Annotated in this window: 3 protein-coding genes; all 3 read left to right on the forward strand. The window is 52.1% G+C overall.

Annotated features, from left to right (window positions below; all coding sequences use genetic code 11):
* The first annotated feature begins 203 nt into the window (after positions 1 to 203).
* The 3 genes from QZP87_RS02010 to QZP87_RS02020 all read left to right on the forward strand — a co-directional run bounded on the left by QZP87_RS02010 (position 204) and on the right by QZP87_RS02020 (position 3819).
* Positions 204 to 1148: an ABC transporter substrate-binding protein gene (locus QZP87_RS02010; RefSeq protein ID WP_291321250.1), complete on the forward strand. Its 945-nt coding sequence runs from the start codon at positions 204 to 206 to the stop codon at positions 1146 to 1148.
* Positions 1149 to 1520: 372 nt separating this feature from the next.
* Positions 1521 to 1976, forward strand: coding sequence for a 4Fe-4S dicluster domain-containing protein (locus QZP87_RS02015; RefSeq protein ID WP_291321251.1), 456 nt, complete (start codon positions 1521 to 1523; stop codon positions 1974 to 1976).
* Positions 1966 to 3819, forward strand: coding sequence for an aldehyde ferredoxin oxidoreductase family protein (locus QZP87_RS02020; protein WP_291321252.1), 1854 nt, complete (start codon positions 1966 to 1968; stop codon positions 3817 to 3819). Before QZP87_RS02015 ends, QZP87_RS02020 begins: the two co-directional genes overlap by 11 nt.
* Positions 3820 to 4076 lie beyond the last annotated feature (257 nt).

Here is a 4076-nt window from a genome sequence, read left to right on the forward strand (position 1 = left end):
AGGCTGCCTTTTCATTTGTCACGAGAAACGAGTGACAAATGAAAAAAATTATCCTGTCTTCCTTGGCGATCTTCGCGCCTTTGCGTGAGAAAAAATGGGTTGCGGGCAAAGCCCGCGTTAGACAGGTTGAAAAGATTTATAAGTTTCGCTGTAGTGATAGTAATTGCTTTTGATTCTGCAACCATCAAACAAGGAGTTTAGTGATGAGAAAAATAGTTTTGAGTTCAATGGTGATTCTTAGTTTTGTTTTGAGCCTGACCTTCTCCTCCAGTGCCATGGCCAAGAACGAGGTGCGTTTTGTTTATGTGCCCTGGACATGCGTAACCATCAAGACAGAGGTAGCAGAATTTATCCTGGGCAATCTGGGCTATGAAACATCGAGCATGATGCTCTCAGTACCCATAGCCTACCAGGGTATGGCCAGCGGCGATGCCGACGTCTTTCTGGGCAACTGGATGCCGACCATGAAAAGCATTGCCGAGCCTCACTTTGCAAGCGGCAAGGTCAAGCAGCTCAACCCGGTGATGGAAAACTGCAGGTATACCCTGGCTGTCCCCACCTATGCCTACAATGCCGGACTGCAGCACTTCCAGGACATCGCCGGGTTTAAAGACATCCTGGATTACAGAATCTACGGTATCGAGGAAGGAAACGACGGAAACGAAGTCATTGAAAAGATGATCAATGAAAACATGTTCGGCCTGGGCGACTTCGAACTCATCCCTTCCAGCGAGAGCGGCATGCTCTCCCAGGTTCAGAACTTTGCCAGAAATGAGGAATGGATCGTTTTTCTCGGCTGGTCGCCCCACTGGATGAACAATATCATCGACATGCAGTACCTCAAGGGAAGCGATGAGCGCACTTTCGGCGAAAATGACGGTACGGCCACGGTGTACATCAACATCAGATCCGAATTTGACCAGGAGCAGCCCAATGTGGCCAGGTTTCTGGATAACCTTGTCGTGCCCATCGACATGATCAACGAAGCCATGACCATGCTTCATGAGGATAACACTCTGGGGGACCTGGATGCCGGACTGGCCTGGCTGAAGAACAACCCGGAAGTCTACAGGGGATGGCTCGACGGTGTGACCACAATAGACAATAAGCCCGCCCTGCCAGTAGTTGAAGCGGCTATGGCCCGGTAAGCAGGGGCAATGCTCAGGGTCTGATTTATCGTAACCATTCAGGGGGCAGGTGCCGGCCAGGGGACAGTCCCCGCGACACCTTTTCTGCGCCATATGCAATAATTTCAGACACAAAATTTTGTGAAGCTGCATAATCATTGCTTAGCGGGGGACAGTCCCCCTGGCCTTGTGCCATTAGTCATCACCGAGGACTCCCCTGAATGGTTACGATTTATCCCGTTATTCCATGTCAGATCCTGGGTATTATTATTACAGCAGCAATATGCAGTATACATGTCTGCGATGCACAATAAATCTCTGGAAGAATAACTTCCTTGCTTTTCAGGTAAGCCCGCGCTCATACTTATCTACCGCAAAAGTCAGGAGTTGCCAATGAAAGAGGCCAGGCCTTCAATCCATATCCGTACCCGCTTTGACCTGTGCACCGGGTGCATGCTCTGTAAAACATCCTGTTCCATGTATATGTTCGGGGGATTCAACCCGGGAAAGTCCATGCTTAAAATCAGGCATGCCCTGGAAAACCTGGCTCACATACCTGTTGTTTGCGAGCACTGCGTTCATCCCTTATGCCTCAAGGTCTGCCCGGCCCAGGCCATAAGCAGGGATGAACAGACCCGGGCAGTGATCATAGACCAGGACAAGTGCGTATCCTGCGGCTTATGTGCAACATACTGCCCTCTGGGAATGATTTATGAGGATCCGGAAACAGGCAAGGCTTTCAAATGCGACCTGTGCCGGGGAGAGCCCGCCTGCGTCGGGGCATGCCCTTTCAATGCCCTGGAAATTATCGCCAGGGACCAATCCGTTGGAGATGATAATGAGCGCTGATTCATGCATGGGCCTGATGCTGCATATCGACCTGAATTCTGGAAAATTTTCAGATCTTGCTGTGCCTTCCTGGCTCAGAAAAGCCTACCTTGGTGGGAAGGGTTTCGGGGCCAAGCTTTTGCTGGACCTTGTACCTGAGAAGGCCGATCCTCTCGGCCCGGACAATGTGCTTATGTTTCTGACCGGACCTCTGACCTCAACACCTGCGCCGGCCATGAGGGCCTGTGTCGTTACCAAGTCTCCTTTGACCCATACATTTCTGGACTCCTACTTCGGCGGATATTTTGGACCGGAAATCAAGTATGCAGGCTATGACGGGCTCATCTTTACAGGAAGATCGCCTGAACCGGTATATTTTCGTCTGGACTACACCGGACCGGCACTCATATCAGCCGAAAGTCTATGGGGACTCGGAGCCATTGAGAGCAGTCAGGCCATCAAAAAGCAATTCAAAGATCCTGAGCTGAAAACAGCAACCATCGGTCCTGCTGGAGAAAATGCTGTCCCTTACGCCCTCATCTGCTGCGATCACAACCGTCAGGCGGGACGTGGCGGTGCCGGAGCGGTCATGGGTGCAAAAAATCTCAAGGCCCTGGCCATAAAAGGCAACAGTCTGGTCAGATTGTTTGACCAAAAGTCGTTTCAAAAAGCTGCAGTCCTGGCCAACAAGGAGATAGCCGCAAGCCTTGACTGTCAAGGACTCATGGCTACCGGGACCGCTGGCTCAGTTGAATTCGCCAATGAAATCGGACTTATTCCGGTCAGAAATTTTTTTGACGGGACGTCTCCGCTGGCTGCAAAACTTGGAGACAAGGGCCAGTCCCAGAAATTGTGGCTGAGCAGATCAGCCTGTTTCGGATGCCCTATTGCCTGCTCCCAGATGGGTGCGGTCCGGACCGGCAGGTTCGCCCCCTTTGTCACTGATACTATAGAATATGAAACCGCTGCCATGCTTGGGACCAACCTTGAAATCGGAGATCCCAGGGCTGTAGCCCACCTGAACAGACTATGCGATGAACTCGGGTTAGACACAATCTCGGCCGGGGCCTGCCTGAGCTTTGCCTTTGAAGCGGCAGGCAGGGGACTGATCAGCCACCTGACTGATCACAAGCTTGAATTCGGCAATGTCCAGTCTGCAGCCGAGATGATCAGGCTTATCGCCAATAAAGAGGGTGAACTGGGGACTCTCCTGGCGCTGGGGGTCAAAAAAGCGGCTCAGCAGCTTGGGCCTGAGGCTGAATCCATCGCCCTGCATGTCAAAGGCATGGAAATGCCGGCCTGGGGCCCCAGGGGGGTTCCGGGGATGGGGCTGGCCTACATGACTGCAGACCGCGGTGCGTGCCACCAGAGAGGGTTTCCTGTTGGGTATGAGGCGACCGGCATGGAATGGAAAGGCCGGTCGGTCAGGGCCCTTGAGCTGGAAGGCAAGGCTGAGCTGGTTTTTACGCTGCAAAACTACCTGGCCGGCACCGACTGCCTGGTCAAGTGCGACTTTGGTGCCATGGGGGTGACCCCCGGGACTTACGCCCTGCTTTTAAACTCAGCCGCTGGAACAGATGTGGACGGTTCATTCTTCGATCACCTGGGGGAAAGGATCTGGAACACCACCAGGCTTTTCAACATTAGAGAAGGCATGGACATATCCCAGGAAAGGCTACCCAGGAGGTTCACTGAAGAACCCTTGCCCAGCGGGCCTTACAAGGGGCACAGGATCACTGAAGAGGACATGCATTATCTTCTCCAGGATTATTACCGGACCAGAGGCTGGGATGAAAAAGGTGTTCCCACCAGCCGGATCCTGGAGAAAACAGGCGTCGTGCGGGACAAGAGTTTCGGTACTTAGGGATTAGAAAAATACTGATATACCGCCATACTGTCCAGATGCATACAGGATATTATTGTTTGCAATCACGAGTCTTCTTTCTTATACTGCTATCATGCAACCCAACAACGACACTTAGAAAATGGGTTACCTGTTAAATCAGGGACAGGGTAACAGTTTAGCCCTTTTTTTGGAAAGCAGGGGACAGGCACCCCAGCCCTTATGGGAGTATGGGAGTATGGGAGTATGGGCGTATGGGAGTCAAAACATCCTTACAC

Origin of the sequence: Desulfonatronospira sp. (assembly GCA_003563255.1) — a bacterium.
Lineage (GTDB): Bacteria > Desulfobacterota > Desulfovibrionia > Desulfovibrionales > Desulfonatronovibrionaceae > Desulfonatronospira.